This is a genomic window from Dehalobacter sp. (genome assembly GCA_023667845.1).
Taxonomy (GTDB): Bacteria; Bacillota; Desulfitobacteriia; order Desulfitobacteriales; family Syntrophobotulaceae; genus Dehalobacter.
In genome coordinates, this window is record JAMPIU010000032.1 from 1 (window position 1) to 1,517 (window position 1,517).

Genomic DNA, 1,517 nt, shown 5'->3' on the forward strand with positions numbered 1-1,517 from the left:
AGAGCTTAATTCCCTGGTACATAATTGGAACAACTGCAATTATCTGCGCAGCGACTCTGGTTTTAATCGCTTTTCTTGGACCCATTGGTCAGGAAATAATAAAGTATAGAACCTCTCAATCTGGCATATGGCAGATTGCCGGGCAGGATCTTGCAAATTTGGTACTGATCGCGCCGATACTGTTAATTGGTGGAATTCTATGTCTGGCCAGAAGGGACGGCTCGAAATACCTGCTGGTACTTACACCGATAACATTAATGTACACAGGGCTTTCCGTGGGGATTGGCCAGGAATGGAGCAATTCTGCCTATAGCGGCAATGTCGAGGACTACTGGTGGCTTTTCGGAGTTCTTTTAATAGGCGGGCTCGTCCTGCTTTTAGGCAACCTATCTATGTTTACCGAAGCAGACGCTCCTGACTTCAAACCAAGAGGTCTGCGAATCTACGTGGGCTTAATGACCGTATTCTTCCTGCTCTTTGCAGTGATGTGGATATCTCAAATCCAGCAAGTTACAAATACCGGAGACCTTCCCGATGGCTCATACAAAGCGGCTCCGACCGCATTCTGGACCATCAGGTATCTTGACCTTGGGATAAGTATTCCCTTAGGCTTTCTAGCGCTGTTCCTGATGCTCTCAAAACCAAAAAAGGCGTATTCAATACTGCTCCTGTTCTTTGGGTTTTTCATTACCACTGGAACCGCTGTAGACATGATGGCCATAGTTCAGGTCTTGAATGGGGATACGGAGGCGGCCAAAGGAGGAATCTTTATATTCCCGATACTCACAGCTTTCTCCTATGGAGGCCTCTTCTATCTTGTTAAAGATAAAATTCGTCGAGGTGTAAGAAGCTCAGATAACCGGAGCTGACTATTATCGAGCTATCTTTTGTTTCAATCAAAGTTGCGGTGGCGCACCCCGCTGCAAGCAACGGGGTATGTTCGCGTCACCGCTCTGGTTTTACGGCTATTAAAAATCTAATATTTTCATTTGCTGATATGCTTCTTTTTCTTCCTGGTTTCCCTGGTTTTGAACATAGTTTTTTATAACATCGGAAGTTGTTCCGTCTCCTACAGTTCCAATGTAACCTCCATCACTCCAGAATTCACCACCCCATAACTGTTTTTTGATCTCAGGATATTCTTTAAAGATTTGTCTTGCTGTAATACTTTTTATAATTTGCATAACTCTCGAAGGAGAATATTTTGGCTCAGCTCCAACAAAAAGATGTACATGATCACCATCGGTACCAATTGCATCAAACTCAAAACAGTACCTTTCACCAATGCCAAAACATGTATTTTTTAAAAATATAATGAGTTCACTCTTTAAAAGAAGTTTTTTACGGTACTTCACACAAAAAACCATGTGGTATCTTATTTTGTATACACAATGGTTTGCATGTCTTAATTCCATCTACAGTACAAAGGTGATTAAGAATATAAAATCAATTATTTTACAACGGTTGCCAGGGAAGTTTTCCATCCCCGCAGCAAGCTAGCGGGGTATTCGACTGAA

Annotated in this window: 2 protein-coding genes; one reads left to right on the forward strand and one right to left on the reverse strand. The window is 42.4% G+C overall.

The window, feature by feature from the left end:
* A partial coding sequence (locus NC238_01440; protein MCM1564618.1) for a hypothetical protein occupies window positions 1–869 on the forward strand: 869 nt, incomplete at its 5' end.
* 99 nt (window positions 870–968) lie between these two features.
* Here the strand turns inward: NC238_01440 and tnpA are convergent.
* Complete coding sequence (tnpA, locus tag NC238_01445; GenBank protein MCM1564619.1) at window positions 969–1,415, reverse strand: IS200/IS605 family transposase; 447 nt, start codon at window positions 1,413–1,415, stop codon at window positions 969–971.
* Between the last annotated feature and the right edge of the window lie 102 nt (window positions 1,416–1,517).